Here is a 19400-nt window from a genome sequence, read left to right as displayed (position 1 = left end):
ATGGCCAAGCTCTATTTCTACTATTCGGCGATGAACGCCGGCAAGACCACCACCCTGCTGCAGTCCGCGCACAACTACCGCGAGCGCGGCATGCGGGTGGCGCTGCTGACCCCGCACCTGGACCACCGCGCCGGCACCGGTGTGGTCGCCTCGCGGATCGGGCTGCAGGCCGAGGCAACCACCTTCGAGCGTGACACCGACCTGCAGAAGCTGATCCAGCAGGACATGGCCGCCCACGGCAGGCTCGGCTGCGTATTGGTGGACGAAGCCCAGTTCCTGAGCAAGGCGCAGGTGTGGCAGCTGTCGGAAATCGTCGACCAGCTGCGCATTCCGGTGCTGTGCTACGGGCTGCGCACCGACTTCCGCGGCGAGCTGTTCGAAGGCAGTCAGTACCTGCTGGCCTGGGCCGACGAGATCCAGGAAATCAAGACCATCTGCCACAGCGGCAAGAAGGCGACGATGACCGTGCGCGTGGACGAGAACGGCTTCGCAGTGCAGGACGGCCCGCAGGTGGAGATCGGCGGCAACGAGCGCTATGTGTCGGTGAGCCGCGCCGAGTTCAAGAAGATCACCCGCGGTGAAGGCCGGATTGACCCGATGCAGGCGCCGCTACCGTTGTAACGCTTTTCCTTCTCCCGCATGCGGGAGAAGGTGCCCCGAAGGGGCGGATGAGGGGAAGGCGCGAAGCGCTGCTTTGGCTTTGGCTTTGGCTTTGGCTTTGGCTTTGGCTTTTAAAGCCTCCCCTCACCCCAACCCCTCTCCCGTGAACGGGAGAGGGGCTTAAGCAAAAGCCTCAAGCAAAGCCCTCAAGCAAAGCCCTCAAGCGCTTCAATACAACGTCCGCTCCGGCGCGCCCGCAGCCGGCGGCGTGTACTGGTACAGCCAGGTTTCAGTCAGGGTCTTGCCGCCGCTGCGCAGGTACAGGCGCACGTCGATCTGTTCGGTGCTGCCTTCCGGCGGCACCAGGTCGAACATCGCGCGGTAGCCCTTGATCTCGCGCAGCGGGCGCGCCGATACAACTTCCACTCGGCCGCGGCTGGTTTCCACCACCGCTTCCACTTCGCCCTTGTCGATCAGGCTGGCAAGCTCGCCGCCTTCGAAATCCACCGCGAAGCGCCACGAGAAATATTCACGCTTCTTGCCGATGATGCCGCCCAGGCCCGTGCGGCTGGCCACGCAATGCGCGAGTGGCGGACGCGCCGGCGGCTCGGCGCCCCAGTACAGGCGATAGCCGACCAGCAGTTCCTGGCCCGGCTGCGGCTTGGCCTTGGGGTTCCAGAACGCGACGATGTTGTCGAAGGTTTCATCAACGGTGGGAATCTCCACCAGCTGCACCGAGCCCTCACCCCATTGCCCCTTCGGTTCCACCCACAGGCAGGGGCGCTTCTCGTAGAACACGCCGTCGTCCTGGTAATGGTCGAAGTTGCGGTCACGCTGCAGCAGGCCGAAGCCGCGCGGGTTGTTGTCCACGAACATGTTGAAGCGCAGGTTGGCCGGGTTGCACAGCGGCCGCCAGATCCATTCGCCGGCACCGTTCCACATCGACAGGCCATCGGTGTCGTGGATCTCCGGGCGCCAGTCCCAATCCATGCGGCGATCGTTCTCGCCCACCTGGTACATGCTGGTGCATGGGGCGATGCCGAGCCGTTCGATTTCCTTGCGCGGGTACAGCGCGCTGTCGATATCCATCAGCAGCACGTCGCCATTGGTGATGGCGAAGCGATAAGCGCCGGCAACGCTGGGCGAATCCAGCAGGCCGTAGACAACCAGGGTGTCCGAGTCGGCGGCCGGTTGTTCCAGGTAATAGGCGATGAAATCCGGGAATTCCTCCGGTCGGCCCATGCCGGTATCGATGGCCACGGCACGCGCCGACTGCCCGTATTGGCCCTCCTTGCCGACCGCGCGGAAATAGCTGGCGCCGAGGAAGGCGGCGAAGTCGCGGTCGGTATCGGTGCGGGTGTTGAGGCGGAAACCGGCAAAGCCCAAGTCGGCCGGCAATTCGCCGTCATGGATACCGCTCTTGCCGTAGTTGAACGCCGCGCCGTCATAGGCCAGTTCCTGCGCCTTGCCATCGACCACGTCGAACATGCGCACCGGCGAATGGAAGTACAGGCCCAGGTGGAAGAACTTGGCCTGGAACTTGCCCGGCTGGTCCGCCCACAGGGCGTGATCCTGGCGGTAGCTGATGGACTGGTACTGGTCCCAGTCGAGTTTCTCCAGCGCGCCCGGCAAGGTGCGCTTGTGGCTCTTGTACGGGGCCTGCGCCAGCGCCCGGGCCTGGCCCTTGAGCGTGGCGAAATCAAAGGTCTGCGGCTGGCCCAGGCGGCGCAGCCCCAGCTGTGCCGGCTTGCCGGCCGCGCAGGCGGTGAAAGTGGGAAGCCCGAAGGCCGCCAAGGCGGCTGCGGCGTTGCGCAGGAAGTCGCGTCGTTGCATGGAAAGGCAGGCCGGGAGGGGACCGCAGCATGGTAGGCGGATTTAGGTGAATCGACAGCCTGGACCCGTCACTGAATGAACATCCGCTTCAGCTGCCCGTAGTACCGAGCCATGCCCGGCAGGGGCTTCACCAGCAATCCATAACGCTGTAGGAGCGGCGTAAGCCGCGAAGCTACCGCCACATCAGAAACAGTGAAGCTCACCCCTCCCCAACCCTCCCCTTGGCTGCGCCAAAGGGAGGGGGCAAAAGCGGCACTGCTGCGATCTGAAGGTGCGCGTGAGCTGCCGCCTCCCCTTGGGTTCGCCAAAGGAAAGGGGCAAAAGCGGCCCTGCTGCGATCTGGACGTGCGCGTGAGCTGCCCCCTCCCTTTGGCGCAGCCAAGGGGAGGACTGGGGAGGGGTAGCACTTGAGCTTCGCCTGCAGTCCCTGCGCTCAGCGCTGGCAGTACCCACACCACACCGTCGCCCGCTGGCCGATGCTGGCATAGCGCAGCGCGCGACCGCATTGCTTGCAGGTCTCGCCCTCGCGGCCGTACACCAGCAGCTCCTGCTCGAAGTAACCGGGGGCGCCATCGGGGCTGATGAAATCACGCAGGGTGGTACCGCCACGCTGGATCGCATGCCCCAGGATTTCCTTCACCGCGTCGGCCAAGCGCTGGTAGCGCGCGCGCGACACCTTGCCGGCCTCGCGCAACGGATTGATTCCGGCCATGAACAGGCTTTCCGCCGCGTAGATATTGCCCACGCCGACAACGATGCCCTGGTCCATCAGGAAGGTCTTGATCGGCGCCTTGCGGCCACGGCTGCGCTGGAACAGGTAATCGCCGTCGAAATCCGCATCCAGCGGCTCAGGGCCCAGATCGCGCAGCAGCTCGTGTGTTTCACCTGCCGGTTGCCATAGCAGGCTGCCGAAGCGGCGAGGGTCGTTGAAGCGCAGCAGCCGCCCATCTTCCAGGCTGATATCGACATGGTCGTGTGCGCGCACCGAGGTATCGCCGGGCAGTACGCGCAGGCTGCCGGACATGCCAAGGTGCAGCACCGCGCTGCCCCGCTCGGTGTCGAGCAGCAGGTATTTGGCGCGGCGGCGGATCGCCTCGATGCGCTGGCCCGGCAGCAGTTGTTCTATCTCCGCAGGAATGGGCCAGCGCAGGTCCGGCCGGCGCAGGATCACGCCGTGGATGCTTCGATTCACCAGATGCGGCTCCAGCCCGCGCCGGGTGGTTTCTACTTCGGGTAGTTCTGGCATGCGGGCCTCAAGGCGATGGTGTCTGCTTTTGTGTGTGGGAACGGCGTGAGCCGTGAAGCAGGTGATGGCGGACTGCGGGCTTGTATCGACTGCAATGCGCTGTTGGCTGCGGCTGGATTTTTGGCTTCGCGGCTTACGCCGCTCCTACAACGCGGGGTTCGGAGCTCGGGCAATTGTATTTGTGGCAACGGCGGGAGCCGTGAAGCAAGAGATGGCGGACTGCGGGCTTGTATCGACTGCGCTGCGTTATTGGCTGCGGCTGGATTCTTGGCTTCGCGGCTTATGCCGCCCCTACAAGCCACCCGACAGATGCAGCTCAGCGCGGGGGTGCCATCAGCTCGCGGGCACTGAGGTAGCCATCGCCGTTGGCATCCTGGCGGGCGAAGCGGGCCAATATCACCTGCCGCTGTTCGTCGCGACCGATCGGCTTGCCGCGGCCGCCGGGTTGCTCGGCGGCTTCCAGCACACCGTCGCCATTGCGGTCCATCTTGTCGAAGGCGTAGAGCATCCACTGCAGGTATTCGTCCGGGCTGACGCGGCCATCGCCATCGCTGTCCATGCGCTGCAGGTACTCGTTGGTGTCCTGCACCTGCGCGGCCACAGGCAACGCCGCAGCCAGCAGACAGACCAGAAGAATCGTCTTCATGCGCCGCTGAGCGAGTAGCCCTTCAGGCGCGCGGCATAGGCCTGCAATGCGGCACTGCCGCTGGCCTCGGCTTCCTGGCACCACTGCTGCAGCTGACGCAGACGTTCGGCGGCATCATGGCTGCGCGCTTCCAGCAGCGCGGACAAGCGCGCGCGGTGCTCGACCAGCAACTGGATGCGCGGGCGCTGCTGCACCCAGTTGTTCAACTGCACACGGCAGTCGGGTTTCAGCCAGCGGCCATCATTGACCAGGCCCTTGCGCATGCGTCGCGGCAGCAGCTTGCGCAGCTTGGCGCCGGCAGCGGCGGCCTCTTCCTTCAACGCCGGGGTGAAGACATTGCGCTGGTAATCGGTCATCGCCTGGAAGCGGTGCGACAGCAGCGCCTTCAAGGTATCGGCATCGGGCACGGCGATGTTCGGGCGGATGTCCATGCTGGGTGCAACCCGCAACACCGTGGCCAGGCGCAGGAACTGCAGCACGCGGATCACCTGCCAGCCAATATCCAGCTCCCAGCGCCGCATCGAGAAGCGCGCGGAGGAGGGGAAGGCATGATGGTTGTTGTGCAGCTCTTCGCCGCCAATCCAGAACGCCCACGGCGTGAGATTGGTGGAAGTGTCGGCCGATTCGAAATTGCGGTAGCCCCACCAGTGACCCAGGCCGTTGACCACGCCTGCCGCCCAGAACGGAATCCACGCCATCTGGATCGCCCACAGGGCGATGCCGGGCAGGCCGAACAGCACGGTGTTGATCACGAACAGGCTGACCGGGCCGAGGTTGGCGTGCGGGGTGTAGAGCTTGCGCTCGATCCAGTCTTCCGGCGCGCCGCGGCCGTACTGTTCGATGTCGCCGCGCAGCGTGCGGGCTTCACGGTACAACTCCACGCCGCGCCAGAACACGTTGCCGATGCCCTTGGTGACCGGGCTGTGCGGGTCGTCCTCGGTTTCCACCTTGGCGTGGTGCTTGCGGTGGATGGCCACCCACTCGCGGGTGATCATCGAGGTGGTCAGCCACACCCAGAAGCGGAAGAAATGCGACACCAGCGGATGGAACTCCACGCCGCGATGGGCTTGGCTGCGGTGCAGGTACAGGGTGACCGCGAAGATGGTGAGCTGGGTGAACACCAGCAGCACTGCCAGCATGCCCCACCAGCCCAGGCCGGCAATGCCACCGGTGAGGAAATCGAGCAGAACGTCGGGCATTGCGGGAACTCCAGGCAGTCGGTGCCAGATGAAACCAGTGCTACACATGATGGGGGCTGTCGGCGCAAACTTCACCCACCTGCGGTACGTCCGTTGGTCGAATCCTCAGCTGCCACCTGCCACCTGAATGCCCACTGCCCCTGCCGCCGACGCGGCCCCGTTGATCGAACTGGACCATGCCTGCGTCATCCGCGGCCAGGTGCGCGTTCTGCACGAACTGAACCTGCGCATCGCACAGGGCCAGCACACCGCCATTCTCGGCCCCAACGGCTGCGGAAAATCTTCATTCATCAAGCTGATCACGCGCGAACTGTATCCACTGGCGCGCGCCGATGGTCAGGTGCCGGTCAAGGTGATGGGCCAGACCCGCTGGCAGGTGGACCGGCTGCGGGCGCAGCTGGGCATCGTCACCGGCGATCTGTCCAGCAACCTGTCCGACATGCCCGGGCTGAGCGTGGAAGAGGCGGTCATTTCGGGGTTCTTCGCCAGTTACGTGGTACCGGCGCACCGTGACGTCACCGATGCCATGCGCCAGCGCGTGCGGCATGCGCTGGAGCTGGCCCGGGCCCTGCCCCTGTTGGGCCGCAGCTATGCCGAACTGTCGGCCGGTGAAACCCGCCGCGTGCTGATCGCGCGGGCACTGGTCAACCAGCCCAAGGCGCTGCTGCTGGACGAACCCTCCACCGGGCTGGACCTGATCTCGCGCCACCACCTGATCGACAGCATGCGCCACCTGGCCCAGCAGGGCATCACCTTGGTGCTGGTCACCCACCACATCGAGGAGGTGATCCCGGAGATCAACCGCGTGGTGTTGATGAAGGGCGGGCGCATCTTCGCCGATGGCACACGCGCCGAGCTGCTGCAGTCCGCGCCGCTGTCGGAGGTATTTGGCGGCAGCATCGATGTCGCCGAACAGGATGGCCGCCTGCAGGCGCACGTGCTGTCGGCCTGAGCAGTCGGGGCCGGCACCTGCCAACCCCGCTGCCGTCACTCAGAAGCGCACTGCGCGTGCACGCCGTTCGATCGGCGCCATGCGGGTCTGGTCGTGCAGTTCCACCTCGCGCAGCTCATACGGCGCGGCATAGCCGGCCGGCAGTTTGACGCCTGCAAAACTCAACGCCAGTTCACCGCGACCGGGCTTGGCGAACCAGGCCGCGCTATGCCCCTGCGCCACTGCGCGCAGCTTGCCGTCGGTGCCGGTGGCGAACAACGTGGTGCGCACTTCGTAGCGCCCAGGCGCCCCGACCTGCACGGGAAATCGCAGGTCTGACAGGCTGGTTGCGCGCACCGCGCTGGCCAGGCGCGCGGTGGGCCTGGCCACCGCGAACGCCAGCCGGGTATCGCGGGCAATGCCGCCCTGGTCGGCGAACACCTGCAGTTCCCACAGGCCCTGCACATCACTGCCACCGGCCGGAATTGCCACATCGGCAACCAGCCCGCCGGCCTTGTCGCTGCGCATGGGCACCGTCCAGGTGCGCCCGTCCGGTGCCACCAGTAGGCCCTCGGCAGTGAAACGGGAAGCGGCCAGACGTGCTGCCACTTCGGCGCGGGTGGATTGCACGCCATCCATGTTCACCTGCGCACGCAGGGTGTCGCCGGCCAGCGCCACACTGCGGTCGGTGCGTGCGCGCAGTACCATCGGGCTGTCCGGTTCCAGCACCTGCATCACGTAGCTGCCGCGTGCGTCGGTTGCCTGCACCCGGTAACGACCGGGCTGGCTGTCCTGCAGCTTGAGCATGGCGGTGCCGGGCGCCACCGCCATGCCGGCGTCCTTCAACGCGGCACGTTCAAAGCGACGCGCGGCCACCGGTGCACTGCCCTCGCGCACCTGCAGCGATTGCACATCCAGGGCCTTGGCGCCACGCGCGGGACTGAGCTGGATCACCGCCCCCGCCGCCGACACCGGCACGTCCACACCGCTCTGCAGCTCGGCTGCCTCGACCATGCGCCAGGAGCTGCGGCTTTCCATCACCTCAGGCTCAGGCGCGCTCACCACATCGGCCGGATTCAATGCCCAGGCGAACTGCACCGGCGCGTGTTCGAATTCGCCGGCCGGCACCGCGGCAGACACCACCGCCGGAGCAACCCGGTCCACCACCGCAGCCTGGGCCGCAACCATCGCTGCGCCGTTGCAGGCCAGCGCCAGGGCAAGCATCAACGTCGTTTGCTTGTTCATTGCATGGCTCCTCACAGGTTCACGTCGGCGCGCAGGATGGTGTCCAGGTTGAAGCAGTTGCGCCGGCTCTGCGCATGGCTGAGCGGCTCTGCATCGCGGGTGCGGCTGACGTCGCGGAACCAGACGCTGCCGGCAGCCGACTGGCTGCTGCAGTTGAGGAAGCCGTCCGAGCAGCTGGCCAGCCAGTTCTGCGTCGCCTCCAGCCCCACGTTCTGTGCGTAGCCGCCGCAATAGCTGTCCGAATCGAACGGCGAGGATTCCACCTCGGTGCCCACCACCGCCCGGAACGGCTTGGGCAGTGCTGGCCGGCCCGCCGTGCCATACAGATTGTTGGCGTTGTAGGTGGCCATCCAGCTCACCTGCTGCATGCGTACCGCGTCGCTCTCGTACCCAAGCAACCAGCCCAGTGCCTGCTCGAACACATTGCCGTTCATCACCGCATCGGCCAGCGGCGTGCCCGCCGAGGACGGTGCCAACGCATTGACCTTGTGCAGGCGCGTGATGATGGCCGGGTAACGGCTGTCCCAGGTCGGGTTGGACATGATCCAGCGCATCACGTTGCCGCCGTTGGAATGGGTGATCACCACCAGTTTGGTGATGCCGCGGCTGTTGATGAAGCTGGTCAGCTGGCCGGCCAGGCAGCCTGCCGCGTCCGGTTTCCACATGTATTGGGTGAAATCACAATTGATCACCGTGTAGTTGGCGCTGTTGGGCAGCCCCGCACGCACGGTGTTGACGATATCCGGCTGCCAGTAGTCGGCCAACGCATTGGTCTGCTTGCCAGTGCCATGCACGAAGGCCACGCCCACCACGTCAGCCGCATTGACTGCGGTGCTGGTCGCTGCCAGTGCCAGTCCTGCCCAAAGCCACTTCCCCTTCATGCTCATGCGAGCGCTCCTCTCTTGGTGTTCCCCCTGAAGAGATTGCCGCGATGATGGCCGGATGCCCCCGCACCCCTGCCGCCGCGGCGCGGGATGCGCGCCCCCTCAGACCGGAGAGTGCCGCTGCCCGCAAGCTTTGGATTGTTGGCTGAAAATCGCGAAGCGCGCATGACGGTGCCGTCACAGTCTTCCACATGCGATGGAAGTCAATCTGGCAGCGCAGCATGACCTGTGCCCGGCACGACGCGCGCAACGGTGACATGATGCCGGTCCGTTCCATCGACCACGTCACACACGCAATGTTCCGATTTGCCCGTCTTTCCCGCCTGGGCCTCGCCCTGGCAACGGCCGCCCTGCTGGGCGCCTGCAGCACCACCGGCAGCCACCCGGATGGCCAACCGCTGACACCGGCACGCGCTGTCGGCTATCTGCAGGATGGCGCCATCCCTGACAGCCTGGCGCTGAGCCCTGCACCGCCCGCCGCCGGTTCCGTCGCCGCGCAACTGGATGAAGCGGTCGCCACACAGGCGATGGCCCTGCGCGGCAGCGCACGTTTCGTGCAGGCCCACACCGATGCCGACCTGAGCTTCCCCGCTGGCGCCAACCAGTTCAGCTGCGCGCTCGGCGTTGCGGTCACTGCTGAGACCACGCCCGTGCTGTATCAGCTGCTGGAACGCAGCCGCATCGATGCCAGCGCCGCGACCAAGGCCGCCAAGACGCACTACCAGCGTCCGCGCCCGTTCATGGTCAACAACGCGCCGACCTGCACGCCGGACGATGAGCAGGGCCTGCGCGACAGTGGCTCCTATCCTTCAGGGCATACCGCCATAGGCTGGGCTTGGGCCTTGATCCTGTCGGAGATCGATCCGCAACATGCCACCGCGCTGATCGAACGCGGCCGCAGTTACGGCCATAGCCGGCTGGTCTGCAACGTGCATTGGTACAGCGACGTGCAGCAGGGCCAGTTCATGGGCGCCGCCACGGTGGCACGGCTGCATGACAACCCGGAATTTGCCGCCGACCTGGCCCAGGCGCGCAAAGAACTGGTGCACGCACGCACACTGAACTTGCCGATGCCACGCGACTGCGCAGCAGAGACAGCTGCACTGACCTCGGACATCCCCGAAGCCCACTGAAAGCCGTAGTGCCGAGCCATGCCCGGCATCGGGAGCCAAGCGACCCGATTTTGTAGGAGCGGCGTCAGCCGCGAAGCTGGCGATGCTTGAAAGGCCCCAAAGCCAACCCCTCCCCAGCCCTCCCCTTGCCTGCGGCAAAGGGAGGGGGCGGTAGTGCCGAGCCATGCTCGGCAGAGGCTTTCCCGGTAATGCCCCCTGCCGAGCATGGCTCGGCACTACAGGATTGGCTTTACCGGTAATGCCCTTGCCGAGCATGGCTCGGCACTACCGTGATGGTTTCCGACGTCACCGCCTTGGCACGCTGGTGGCTCCTGCGGGTACAGTCCAAGGTCCATTCATTGGGGACTCTCATGCCGGTATTCCTTCGCTATCCACGTCTGCAGGCGCTGTTGATCGCCGCCTTGTTGCCCTTTGCCGTGCAGGCGCAGTCACCGCGCTTGATCGGCTATGTGATGGACAGCCCTGCGCCGTTGCAGCTGTCGGCACGGAAACTCGATGTGGTCAACTTCGCCTTCGCCGTGGTCAAGCCCGACAGCACCGTCCATCTGCCGGAGAATGTGGACCCCGCGCGCCTGCATGCGGTCGTCGCCAAGCGCGCGGACAACCCGTCGCTGCAGATCGTGTTGTCGATCGGTGGCTGGGGCGCAGGCAATTTCTCCGAGGCCGCCGCCAGCGCAGCTGCACGCGCGCGCTTCATCGATAGCAGCGTCGCGCTGATGCACCAGTTCAAGCTGGATGGCCTGGATGTCGATTGGGAGTACCCCACGCTCGGTGACGCCGGCATCAGCCACAGCCCGGATGACCGCCACAATTTCACCCTGCTGCTGGAAGAACTGCGCGCGCGCCTGGACCGCGAAGGTGCAGGCAAGCGCCATTACCTGCTGACCATCGCCGCCGCCGAAGGCCGTGCCGCCGAAGGCCTGGAGCTGCCGCGCATTGCCCAGTCACTGGATTGGATCAATCTGATGACGTATGACTTCTACGGCAGCCTGACCAAGACCACCGGTCATCATTCCGGGCTTGCCCGCTCATCGCTGGCCACGCCGCAAGGTCGCACCACCGTGGATGCGGTGAAGTACTTTCTCGATGCCGGTGTTCCCGCCGCCAAGATCAATGTGGGCGTGCCGTTCTATGGCCGCACCTTCGGCGATGTAGGCACGGCCAACAATGGGCGCTTCCAGAAGTTCACTGCGGAGGGCGGCTTCATCACCTGGCGCGACATCGTCCACACCTGCCTCAACGCGCCGGAGTGGCAGCGTTTGTGGGATGACGAGGCGCAGGTGCCATGGCTGTGGAACGCCAAGGAGCGGCGCATGATCAGCTATGACGATCCGCAATCGCTGCGGATCAAGGCCGACTATGTGAAGCAGCAGGGCCTGGGCGGCATCATGTACTGGGAGCAGGGTGGCGATGACAACGAGCAGCTGCTTGATGTGTTGCATGACGCGCTGCGCTAAACGCCGCGCGTAGATTCTGTAGTGCCGAGCCATGCTCGGCACTACAGAAGAACAAGGCACTACAAAACGAAGAAGGCGCGGATTGCTCCGCGCCTTCTTCGTTCGTCACACAAACCAATGCCGGCTTAGAAGCGGGTCTTGAACTCCACACCCCACAGGCGCGGCTCGTTGATGAAGCCGGTGAGGTTGTTGAAGTCGATGCCGCCGGTAGCGCGGATCTGGTTGGTGATGTTGCGGCCGTACAGGGCCACGTCGTAGTCACCGTCGTTCCACTGGTAACCCACGCGCAGGCCGCCTTCCAGCAGCGACTTGCCGGTGAATTCCTTGGACTGGTACAGGAAGAAATTCACTTCACTGCGGTAGGCCCAGTCGGTGAACACGTAGAGCTGGGTGCCATCGGCCAGCGGCAGCGACCAGCGCGCGGTCATGTTGTGGGTCCACTCCGGCGCCTGCGGCAGCGAATTGCCGTTGATCAGCACCTTGCCGTTGGCATCCAGCGGATTGGTCACGGTGCAGGAGAAGCAGCCGGCCACGCTCAGATCGGCGTCCTTGATCTCGGTGTGGTTGTAGCCACTGCCCAGGGTGACCAGCAGGTTGTCGGTCAGGTAGGCCTGCAGATCCAGCTCGAAGCCCTTGCCCACACTCTTGTCGGCGTTGAGCAGGATGTTGGCATTGCCCTGTGCGCCACCCACGGCGGTGAGCTGCTGGTCCTTGACCCGGTAGTGGTAGACGCTGGCATTCAAGCGCGCACGGTTGTCCCAGAAGTCGGCCTTTACGCCGGCTTCAAACGACAACACGGTTTCCGGATCGGCCACGGTCTTGTCGTTGAAGGCACCGGCGGACTGGATAGAGCTGCCACGGAAACCGGTGGCGACGCGGCCGTAAACATTGACGGTGTCATTGACGGCATAGGTGGCCGAGAAGTCCCAGTTGAACTTCTTGTCCTTGGTCGAGGCCGACAGGTACGGATCAACCGCATCGCCAGCGGCGAAGGCTGCCTGCTGCGCGGCGAGCAGACCGGCCAGATCGCACTTGGCAACACCCGGCGGATTGCTCAGGGTCGGCGCGATGCACGGTGAGAAACCGGTGTTCCAGTAGTCCTTTACCTTCAGATCCTTCTTGTCGATGGTGTAACGCGCACCGGCACGCAGCTCCAGCTTGTCGGTCGCCTGGAAGGTCAGGCCGCCGAATACCGCCCACGCATCGTTGGTCTGGTTGATGCGCTGGAAGCCGTCCTGCTTGCTGCCGTTGGTGGTGTCGTAGCTGACGCTGTCGACGTCGTAATCTTCCTTGAAGTAGAACAGGCCGGTCTGCCAGTTCAACGGGCCTTCGTTCTGCGATTCAAGACGCAGTTCCTGGGTCCACTGCGAGTGGCTGGGAATGCCGTCAGCGGTTTCCGATGCGAACGGCACATCGGCGGTGAAATACGGGCCCGAGGTACCGTCGATATCGCCGACGCTGAAGGTGTCCACGGTTTCGTAACCGGTGATGGACGACAGCTTGTAGTTACCCAGGTCCCAGCTCAGGCGCGCATTGGCACCGCTGCTGTCCAGCTCGGAGTGGTTGAGGCCGTCGATCGATACCTTGTTCTCGTCGAAGCCGGGCACGAAATCGTTGCTGCCCTTCTTGAAGATGTTGCCGCGGAACAGGCGTGCGGTGCCGTTGAGGTGGCGCTTGTGCGCACCGAGCAGGGCCTCGAAGTTGTCGCCTTCGTACAGGAACTGCGCACGCACGGCCGACTCGTCATAACCTTCCAGGCCGTCGTTCGGGCCCGGGCCAGTGTTCTTCACCCAGTCGTCGCGGCGCTGGTACAGGGCCGACACACGTGCCGACCAGCGAGCGCTCAATGCGCCGCCCACGGCCGCTTCCACGTTCCACAGGTTGTCGCTGCCGTAGCCGACCTTGCCATAGCCTTCAAACTCCTGCGACGGACGCACCGAGTCGAACTTGACCACGCCGGCCGGGGTGTTGCGGCCGAACAGCGAGCCCTGCGGGCCACGCAGCACTTCCACCTGCTCCACGTCGAAGATCGGGAAGCCCTTCAGGATCGGGTTTTCCTGCACGATGTCGTCATACACCAGCGATACCGGCTGCGAGGTGTTGAGACGGAAATCGGTGTTGCCATAGCCGCGGATGTAGAAGCGCGGGAACGCACGGCCGAACGAGGATTCGATGTTCAGGCTCGGCACGCGGCCGGACAGGTAACGCACATCGGTGCCACCGGAGGCCAGCGCGTCGAGCTTCTCGCCGCTGACGGTGCTGATGGAAACCGGCACGTCCTGGATGTTTTCGACTTTGCGTGCCGCGGTGACCTTCACCGCATCCAGCGTGGCTGCTTCCTTCTGGGCGGTGGTCGCGTCCTGCGCTGCAGCGGTGAAGGGCAATACGGCAAGAACGGCGACGAACAGCGGATGCGCTGCCGGCAAGCGGCGGCGAGCGATACGGGTCGGGGACATGGCGAGACGGGCCTGTTGAGGAGAAATGGGAACTGCGCCTAGCACGGAATTGTTGCAGTACAACATTCGTATCGCAATCGTTCAGGTATTCATCGGCATGACGACTGTCAGGGGTGTGACCCAGTTCCGCCGCATAGACTTGGGCGTAACTTCCCCCAGGCGTACCACCATGACCCAATGGTATTTCCATATTCCCGGCCAAGCCGATCGCGTCGGCCCCTTGGACGACGAGGCTGCGCGCCGCTTTGCCCAGGGTAACCGCCAGGCCTTGGCCTGGCGCGAGGGCATGCAGGGCTGGCAGGCAGTCAGCGAAATCGCCGAGTTCGGTGGCCAGACCAGCCCACCGCCGATGCCGCCGCCGGTGGCTGGCAACCGCAACCAGGCTGACGATATCGATTTCCGCATCATCGGGCATGAGATGCAGTTCGTGGAAATCGAACTGGACCCGGGCGAAAGCGCGATTGCCGAGGCCGGCGCGCTGATGTTCAAGGATTCGTCCGTGCAGATGGACACCGTGTTCGGTGATGGCCGCCACGAGGGCCAGGGCGGCGGCTTCATGGACAAGCTGATGTCAGCCGGCAAGCGGGTGATCACCGGCGAAAGCCTGTTCGCCACCTTGTTCACCCATACCGGCAACGGCAAGGCCAAGGTCGCCTTCGCCGCGCCCTACCCCGGCACGGTGCTGCCGATGAAGCTGGACCAGCACGGCGGCAAGCTGATCTGCCAGAAAGACAGCTTCCTGGCCGGCGCGCGCGGCGTGCAGGTGGGCGTGCACCTGCAGCGCAAGGTGATGACCGGCCTGTTTGGCGGTGAGGGTTTCATCATGCAGAAGCTCGAAGGCGACGGCTGGGTATTCGTGCATGCCGGCGGCTGCGTGGTTGAACGCGAGCTGGCGGCGGGCGAGCGCATCGACGTGGATACCGGCTGCGTAGTGGCCTACCACGCCAGCGTGGACATGGACGTGCGCCGCGTGGCCGGCCTCAAGAGCATGTTCTTCGGCGGCGAAGGCGTGTTCCTGGCAACGCTGACCGGCCCGGGCAAGGTCTGGCTGCAATCGCTGCCGTTCTCGCGCCTGGCTGGCCGCATGTATGCCGCCGCACCGCAGGGTGGCGGCCAAAGCCGCGGTGAAGGCTCGGTGCTGGGTGGGCTGGGGCGTTTGCTGGATGGTGACAACAAGTTCTGATGGCGCCACGGTTTCCGTAGCCCGGCTGGAAAGTCCGGGTTACGGAATATTGCGCCCCTGCGCGCAAGGAAAATGCCGTCTTTGATACAGAGAAGACGTATCTGCTTGTCGCGCCCAGGAGCAGTCGCCATACTCGCGGCATTCATTTTCAGGGAAGGCAGGAAGCCATGGATGCGCAGGACTCGATTTACGCTCCACCACAGGCATCATTGACGCAGGAAAGCGCAGAACCCTCTGGCCTGCCGCCGTTCTATGTGGTTTCCATCACCAAGCTGGTGCTGCTTTATGTGGCCACCCTGGGCTTCTACTCGGTGTATTGGTTCTGGAAGCACTGGAGCCGGCACAAGCGTGACAAGAAGCTGGATATCTGGCCGGTGCCCCGCGCCATCTTCGCGATCTTCTTCGCCAACAGCCTGAACCAGGAAATCGACCAGCGCCTGCGCCGTTCCGGCCAGCGCTATAGCTGGTCACCGGAGATGTGGGCCGGCGCTTTCGTGATCTCGGCGATTGTTGGCCGCATCATCAGCCGCATCCCCGACGCCGTCCTGCCGCCACTGCCAAGCTTCGGGATCGGCATGCTGTTTCTGGTGCTGAATATGATGTCGCTGGTACAGGCGCAGCGCGCGGCCAACCTTGCCTGCGGCGACCCCGATGGCGACCGCAACGCCCGGCTGACCGCTGCCAACTGGGTGTGGATGGTGTTGGGCGCACTTTTCTGGATAGTCGTCCTGCTGGGAATAGTGGTGTCGTTGTGGGCGCCAGCGCTTTACGCAGGCTGATGCCGGCTGCCGATGGCAGCCTTGGTTAAACCAACCGTGAGTCCGCTGGCGGCCTTGCCAGCCCAAAGCGCTATGCTGGCGCCCTTTCCAAAGCCCCCTGTTCATCATGAAAGCGCGCAACGCCCGTCTGCTGCTGTCCCTCTCCCTGTTTGGCCTGCTGGCAGCCTGTGGCGGCGAGAACACCAAGCCCACCCCGCCGGCTGCGGTGCAGCCGACCACGCCGGTGCGGCCGGTCAAGATCGGTGTGGCGCTGGGCGGTGGCGCGGCCAAGGGCTTTGCGCATATCGGCGTGATCAAGATGCTGGAAGCCAATGGCTTCGAGCCGGTGGTGGTGTCCGGCACCAGCGCCGGCAGCGTGGTTGGCGCTTTGTATGCCAGCGGCATGAATGCCTTCCAGATGCAGCAGAAGGCGGTGGCGCTGGATGAAGCCAGCATCCGCGATATCCGCCTGTTCTCCGGCGGGCTGGTGCAGGGCCAGAAGCTGCAGGACTACGTCAATGCACAGGTCGGCAACAAGCGCGCCGAGCAACTGGAGAAGCCGTTCGCTGCGGTCGCCACCCAGCTGGAGACCGGCGAGCGAGCGGTGTTCGTGCGCGGCAATGTCGGCCAGGCGGTACGGGCTTCCAGTTCCATCCCCGGCGTGTTCGAGCCGGTGATCATTGGTGGCAAGAGTTATGTCGACGGCGGCGTGGTCAGCCCGGTGCCGGTGGATGCGGCCAAGCAGCTGGGTGCCGAGTTCGTTATCGCAGTGGATATCTCCAGCCGCGCCACCGGCCAGCGCCCGACCGGCCTGCTCGGTGCGGTGGGCCAGTCGATCACCATCATGGGCCAGCGCCTGGGCGAGCAGGAACTGGCGCGCGCCGACGTGGTGATCCGTCCGGCGGTGCTGGATATCGGCGCAGCCGATTTTGAACAACGCGGCCGCGCCATTCTGGAAGGCGAGAAGGCAGCGATGGCAGCCATGCCGCAGATCCGCGCCGGCATCGCCCGCCTGCAGCAGGCACGTGTTGCCACCGCACGCAACGCCGATGCGCGTGCCGCCGCCGTGCAGGCAGAAGCACACCAGCGCTGCCAGGACAGCCGCAGCCGCATCGAGAAGCTGCGCGGTGTCGAAAAGAACTGCAGCGCACCGGCGCGTTGACGAACAACGGTAGCGCTGCAGCTTTTGTAGTTTTGTGGGAGCGGCGTAAGCCGCGAAGCCGGAGACGTTTCAGATTGTCAGCTTCGCGGCTTACGGCGCTCCCACAATCTGAAGCATAGAGCGCCCTCACCCCAACCCCCGCTCCGCGCCCCGGCCCTTGCGCTTGCGCAAGGGCGTTCGACGGGCAGCGAACCAATGGTTCGCGCAAGCTGCCCCTCTCACCCCGTAAACGGAAGAGGGGCTTCAAGCTGCGGAGCCTTCGCTACTTCACCGCCCCAGCTGCGACAGCGGCAGCGCGCGGAACTCCTTCACCGTGCGCAGCACGAAGCTGGAATTGACGTCGGCCACGCCGGCCGCATTGAGCAGCTTGTCGAGCAGGAACTCGGAGAAGTGATCCAGGTCGCGCACGTAGACCTGCAGCAGGTAATCCATGTCGCCGGTGAGCGCGTGGCAGGCCACCACCTCATCCCATAGCTGCACCGCCTGCACGAAATGATCGATCGCCGCCTGCCCGTGCTTGGACAGCTGCACGCGTACGAAGGCCTGCAGACCCAGCCCGATCGCGCGTGGCTCAAGGCGTGCGCCATAACCGGCAATCACGCCCTCTGTTTCCAGCCGCTGCACCCGCCGCAGGCAGGCTGACGGTGACAGGTTCACCCGCGCTGCCAGTTCGGCATTGGTGGCGCGGCCATGCTGCTGTATTTCGACCAGAAGCCGCAGATCCGTGCGATCAAGGTTCACCGACGCCATTTTTGTTGCTCCGCAGCATGGAATGGACGCAACAATATTGCGTCAGAAGCCATCCGTCTGGCAATTACGCACACCTGTTGCGCGGCAGGCTTCCTACCATGCGCTTATCTATTCCCTTCAGGAGCTGCCGCCATGGAAGCCCACCCGCGCCGCGTCGAACACCAGCACACCGACAAGGGCTACGTGCCGGTCTATACCACCGCCGTGGTGGAGCAGCCCTGGGACAGCTACAGCGCCGACGACCACGCCACCTGGAGCACGCTGTACCAGCGCCAGCGTGAACTGCTGGTAGGACGTGCCTGTCAGGAGTTCCTCGATGCCCAGGACGAGATGGGCATGAGCGAACACATGATTCCGCGCTTCGACCAGCTCAACGAAGTGCTGGGCGCGGCCACCGGCTGGACGCTGGTGGGCGTGGAGGGCCTGCTGCCGGAGCTCGATTTCTTCGATCACCTGGCCAACCGCCGCTTCCCGGTGACCTGGTGGATCCGCCGCCCGGAGCAGATCGACTACATCGCCGAACCCGACCTGTTCCACGACCTGTTCGGCCACGTACCGCTGCTGATGAACCCGGTGTTCGCCGACTACATGGCTGCCTACGGCCGTGGTGGGGTCAAGGCGCATGCCATCGGCCCGGACGCGCTGCAGAACCTGACCCGCCTGTACTGGTACACGGTGGAGTTCGGCCTGATCAACACCGCCGACGGCCTGCGCATCTACGGCGCCGGCATCGTCTCGTCCAAGGGTGAATCGCTGTACTCGCTGGAATCGGCCGCGCCCAACCGCATTGGCTTCGATCTGGAGCGGATCATGCGCACCCGCTACCGCATCGACACCTTCCAGAAGAGTTACTTCGTCATCGACGGCTTCGAGCAGCTGATGGCCGCAACCGAACCGGATTTCACCCCGATCTACGCCCGCCTGGCCGATGCCGAGCATCTGCCTGCCGGCGACGTTCAGGCCGCCGATACCGTGTTCCAACGCGGCAGCGGCGAAGGCTGGGCCGACGGCGGCGACGTCTAAGCCCGCTCGCATCACCGCAATAAAAGAAGCCGCCCAAGGGCGGCTTCTTCATGCAGATACCTCGTACCCGTAGCCCGGGTAAGCGAAGCGCACCCGGGGGCTCTCAAACACCACACCTGCAATTCACTGAGCCTTGACCGGAGCCACCTTGGCCACCCGCCGGCCACCGTATTTGCGGTTCAACCAAGCCGCGGCAATCAGCGCCACCACCAGCGGCGCCGCCCACGGGAACAACTCGATCAGCAGCGCCGGCACGGTGGTGTGGCTGAGCAGCCACTGCCACACCGGGCGCATGCCGATGCCCAGGAAAGCCACATGAGTGGCGATACCGGCACCCAGCATCGACTGGTAGTGCTGGCGGAAGGCCCAGTCCGGCCGCGCCGGGCCACGCCGGGCAAACTTCAGCATGCGCCAACCGGCCCACAAGCCAATCGCCGAGAAACCGAAGAACAACACCTGCCGATGCTGTACGCCGGTGGCCACCACGGCCAGCGCCAGTACCACCATCGGCCACAACGCCAGATGCCAACCCGGTCGCGACACCAGCTTCTTCCAGTCGCGCTTGTCGGTGACCGCACGCCAGGCCAACCAGGTGGCATTGCCGGTGATCGCCATCAGGTAGGCCAGGAACAGGGCCGTCAACGGCTGCTGGCGGAAGAAGGCGAACTGGACCGTGATCGGCACCGAGCTGGCCACAATGCTGGCCATCGCCACCAGGTAGACCTTGCCCACCGCACGATGCCGCGGCGAGCCCTTCTTCATCAGCGCCGCCGACCAGAAACTGATCAGCGCTACCACCCCGGCCAGCACATGCAGCGCGACGATCAGGGAATATCCGGGCATGACGGTGGTCTCTTCAGTGGCGGCCGGCGGAATGCGATGGCCTGTGTACAG

Annotated in this window: 17 protein-coding genes; 8 read left to right on the top strand and 9 right to left on the bottom strand. The window is 64.9% G+C overall.

Annotated elements, in window-relative coordinates; translation table 11 throughout:
- Positions 1-621 (top strand): thymidine kinase, encoded by a 621-nt coding sequence (locus BCV67_RS10055; RefSeq protein ID WP_062170742.1) that lies wholly within the window; start codon positions 1-3, stop codon positions 619-621.
- A 207-nt stretch (positions 622-828) separates the two neighbouring features.
- Here the strand turns inward: BCV67_RS10055 and BCV67_RS10050 are convergent, their stop codons facing one another.
- From BCV67_RS10050 to BCV67_RS10035, 4 genes are all read right to left on the bottom strand, one after another.
- Positions 829-2433 carry a glucan biosynthesis protein gene (locus BCV67_RS10050; RefSeq protein ID WP_062170745.1) on the bottom strand — a complete coding sequence of 535 codons (1605 nt, stop codon included), beginning with the start codon at positions 2431-2433 and terminating at the stop codon, positions 829-831.
- 433 nt (positions 2434-2866) lie between these two features.
- Entirely contained in the window at positions 2867-3679 is an 813-nt protein-coding gene (gene mutM, locus BCV67_RS10045) for a bifunctional DNA-formamidopyrimidine glycosylase/DNA-(apurinic or apyrimidinic site) lyase (protein ID WP_062170747.1), read from the bottom strand.
- A 316-nt stretch (positions 3680-3995) separates the two neighbouring features.
- Entirely contained in the window at positions 3996-4325 is a 330-nt protein-coding gene (locus BCV67_RS10040; protein ID WP_062170749.1) for an EF-hand domain-containing protein, read from the bottom strand.
- A complete protein-coding gene (locus BCV67_RS10035; protein ID WP_062170751.1) occupies positions 4322-5524 on the bottom strand; it encodes a DesA family fatty acid desaturase in 1203 nt (400 codons plus the stop codon). The genes BCV67_RS10040 and BCV67_RS10035 overlap by 4 nt, the downstream gene beginning before the upstream one ends.
- Before the next feature lie 127 nt (positions 5525-5651).
- Between BCV67_RS10035 and BCV67_RS10030 the strand changes: the two genes are divergently transcribed.
- Positions 5652-6476, top strand: coding sequence for an ABC transporter ATP-binding protein (locus tag BCV67_RS10030; protein ID WP_062170753.1), 825 nt, complete (start codon positions 5652-5654; stop codon positions 6474-6476).
- Between the two features lie 39 nt (positions 6477-6515).
- Here the strand turns inward: BCV67_RS10030 and BCV67_RS10025 are convergent, their stop codons facing one another.
- Entirely contained in the window at positions 6516-7700 is a 1185-nt protein-coding gene (locus tag BCV67_RS10025; protein WP_062170755.1) for a DUF4785 domain-containing protein, read from the bottom strand.
- A gap of 11 nt (positions 7701-7711) precedes the next feature.
- Positions 7712-8581 carry a hypothetical protein gene (locus tag BCV67_RS10020; RefSeq protein ID WP_062171945.1) on the bottom strand — a complete coding sequence of 290 codons (870 nt, stop codon included), beginning with the start codon at positions 8579-8581 and terminating at the stop codon, positions 7712-7714.
- 299 nt (positions 8582-8880) lie between these two features.
- On the opposite strand from BCV67_RS10020, the gene BCV67_RS10015 reads away from it, so the two are divergent.
- Both BCV67_RS10015 and BCV67_RS10010 read left to right on the top strand, forming a co-directional pair.
- Positions 8881-9717, top strand: coding sequence for an acid phosphatase (locus BCV67_RS10015; protein ID WP_062171948.1), 837 nt, complete (start codon positions 8881-8883; stop codon positions 9715-9717).
- A 350-nt stretch (positions 9718-10067) separates the two neighbouring features.
- Complete coding sequence (locus BCV67_RS10010; RefSeq protein WP_062170757.1) at positions 10068-11174, top strand: glycoside hydrolase family 18 protein; 1107 nt, start codon at positions 10068-10070, stop codon at positions 11172-11174.
- Positions 11175-11299: 125 nt separating this feature from the next.
- Here the strand turns inward: BCV67_RS10010 and BCV67_RS10005 are convergent, their stop codons facing one another.
- Entirely contained in the window at positions 11300-13630 is a 2331-nt protein-coding gene (locus BCV67_RS10005; RefSeq protein ID WP_062170759.1) for a TonB-dependent receptor, read from the bottom strand.
- Between the two features lie 169 nt (positions 13631-13799).
- On the opposite strand from BCV67_RS10005, the gene BCV67_RS10000 reads away from it, so the two are divergent.
- The 3 genes from BCV67_RS10000 to BCV67_RS09990 all read left to right on the top strand — a co-directional run bounded on the left by BCV67_RS10000 (position 13800) and on the right by BCV67_RS09990 (position 16733).
- Positions 13800-14813, top strand: a complete 1014-nt coding sequence (locus BCV67_RS10000; protein ID WP_062170762.1) for a TIGR00266 family protein — start codon at positions 13800-13802, stop codon at positions 14811-14813.
- Positions 14814-14980: 167 nt separating this feature from the next.
- Complete coding sequence (locus tag BCV67_RS09995; RefSeq protein ID WP_062170764.1) at positions 14981-15592, top strand: hypothetical protein; 612 nt, start codon at positions 14981-14983, stop codon at positions 15590-15592.
- A 106-nt stretch (positions 15593-15698) separates the two neighbouring features.
- Positions 15699-16733, top strand: coding sequence for a patatin-like phospholipase family protein (locus BCV67_RS09990; protein ID WP_057629471.1), 1035 nt, complete (start codon positions 15699-15701; stop codon positions 16731-16733).
- 267 nt (positions 16734-17000) lie between these two features.
- On the opposite strand, the gene BCV67_RS09985 is transcribed toward BCV67_RS09990, so the two are convergent.
- Positions 17001-17483 carry an Lrp/AsnC family transcriptional regulator gene (locus tag BCV67_RS09985; protein WP_057629470.1) on the bottom strand — a complete coding sequence of 161 codons (483 nt, stop codon included), beginning with the start codon at positions 17481-17483 and terminating at the stop codon, positions 17001-17003.
- A 132-nt stretch (positions 17484-17615) separates the two neighbouring features.
- On the opposite strand from BCV67_RS09985, the gene phhA reads away from it, so the two are divergent.
- Positions 17616-18506 carry a phenylalanine 4-monooxygenase gene (gene phhA, locus BCV67_RS09980; protein WP_062170766.1) on the top strand — a complete coding sequence of 297 codons (891 nt, stop codon included), beginning with the start codon at positions 17616-17618 and terminating at the stop codon, positions 18504-18506.
- A 123-nt stretch (positions 18507-18629) separates the two neighbouring features.
- On the opposite strand, the gene BCV67_RS09975 is transcribed toward phhA, so the two are convergent.
- Positions 18630-19349: a hypothetical protein gene (locus BCV67_RS09975; RefSeq protein WP_062170768.1), complete on the bottom strand. Its 720-nt coding sequence runs from the start codon at positions 19347-19349 to the stop codon at positions 18630-18632.
- Positions 19350-19400: the final 51 nt, after the last annotated feature.

The organism is Stenotrophomonas nitritireducens (assembly GCF_001700965.1).
GTDB lineage: Bacteria > Pseudomonadota > Gammaproteobacteria > Xanthomonadales > Xanthomonadaceae > Stenotrophomonas > Stenotrophomonas nitritireducens_A.
Note: the sequence above shows the minus strand (reverse complement) of the source record. Positions and strands in the feature narration are given on the sequence as shown.

Coding starts and splice junctions, on each gene's coding strand:
- BCV67_RS10055 (WP_062170742.1), top strand. CDS start 1: ATGGCCAAGCTCTATTTCTACTATTCGGCGATGAACGCCGGCAAGACC.
- BCV67_RS10050 (WP_062170745.1), bottom strand. CDS start 2,433: ATGCAACGACGCGACTTCCTGCGCAACGCCGCAGCCGCCTTGGCGGCC.
- mutM (WP_062170747.1), bottom strand. CDS start 3,679: ATGCCAGAACTACCCGAAGTAGAAACCACCCGGCGCGGGCTGGAGCCG.
- BCV67_RS10040 (WP_062170749.1), bottom strand. CDS start 4,325: ATGAAGACGATTCTTCTGGTCTGTCTGCTGGCTGCGGCGTTGCCTGTG.
- BCV67_RS10035 (WP_062170751.1), bottom strand. CDS start 5,524: ATGCCCGACGTTCTGCTCGATTTCCTCACCGGTGGCATTGCCGGCCTG.
- BCV67_RS10030 (WP_062170753.1), top strand. CDS start 5,652: ATGCCCACTGCCCCTGCCGCCGACGCGGCCCCGTTGATCGAACTGGAC.
- BCV67_RS10025 (WP_062170755.1), bottom strand. CDS start 7,700: ATGAACAAGCAAACGACGTTGATGCTTGCCCTGGCGCTGGCCTGCAAC.
- BCV67_RS10020 (WP_062171945.1), bottom strand. CDS start 8,581: ATGAAGGGGAAGTGGCTTTGGGCAGGACTGGCACTGGCAGCGACCAGC.
- BCV67_RS10015 (WP_062171948.1), top strand. CDS start 8,881: ATGTTCCGATTTGCCCGTCTTTCCCGCCTGGGCCTCGCCCTGGCAACG.
- BCV67_RS10010 (WP_062170757.1), top strand. CDS start 10,068: ATGCCGGTATTCCTTCGCTATCCACGTCTGCAGGCGCTGTTGATCGCC.
- BCV67_RS10005 (WP_062170759.1), bottom strand. CDS start 13,630: ATGTCCCCGACCCGTATCGCTCGCCGCCGCTTGCCGGCAGCGCATCCG.
- BCV67_RS10000 (WP_062170762.1), top strand. CDS start 13,800: ATGACCCAATGGTATTTCCATATTCCCGGCCAAGCCGATCGCGTCGGC.
- BCV67_RS09995 (WP_062170764.1), top strand. CDS start 14,981: ATGGATGCGCAGGACTCGATTTACGCTCCACCACAGGCATCATTGACG.
- BCV67_RS09990 (WP_057629471.1), top strand. CDS start 15,699: ATGAAAGCGCGCAACGCCCGTCTGCTGCTGTCCCTCTCCCTGTTTGGC.
- BCV67_RS09985 (WP_057629470.1), bottom strand. CDS start 17,483: ATGGCGTCGGTGAACCTTGATCGCACGGATCTGCGGCTTCTGGTCGAA.
- phhA (WP_062170766.1), top strand. CDS start 17,616: ATGGAAGCCCACCCGCGCCGCGTCGAACACCAGCACACCGACAAGGGC.
- BCV67_RS09975 (WP_062170768.1), bottom strand. CDS start 19,349: ATGCCCGGATATTCCCTGATCGTCGCGCTGCATGTGCTGGCCGGGGTG.